The organism is Psychrobacter sp. GW64-MNA-CIBAN-0177 (genome assembly GCF_040309585.1).
In the GTDB taxonomy this organism is placed as follows: domain Bacteria; phylum Pseudomonadota; class Gammaproteobacteria; order Pseudomonadales; family Moraxellaceae; genus Psychrobacter; species Psychrobacter okhotskensis.
The window spans coordinates 1-273 of the sequence record NZ_JBEOOY010000235.1; the positions used below are offsets into that span (position 1 = coordinate 1).

At 31.5% G+C, this 273-nt stretch carries 1 protein-coding gene; it reads right to left on the reverse strand.

Features of this window, described 5'->3' with window-relative positions; genetic code table 11:
- Positions 1 to 82 precede the first annotated feature (82 nt).
- On the reverse strand, positions 83 to 273 hold a 191-nt coding region (locus AAEY79_RS14900; protein WP_352289159.1), incomplete at its 5' end, for a hypothetical protein.

A 273-nucleotide genomic window follows, 5' to 3' on the forward strand; every position in this document is an offset into this window, starting at 1 on the left:
GGACACATTTTTGTCTTTTTAAGTTAATAAAACTGCATTAAATCTGAAATCAAAATAACATGTAAAATAAACTGCCTACTGACTACCTACTTTGTTTCAATAAACTCGGTGTCATTCGCGACAGCAAATTAACCAAGGTTTCTATCAAGTCTTTCTGTTCGTTATCTCTATGATAGGCAACAAATACATCTCTTGAAGTATTTTCTACCCCTTTAACATGAAAAAGTTCGCCTTTTTCTAAATGATCTTTAACTAATACCTGTGGAATAAAAG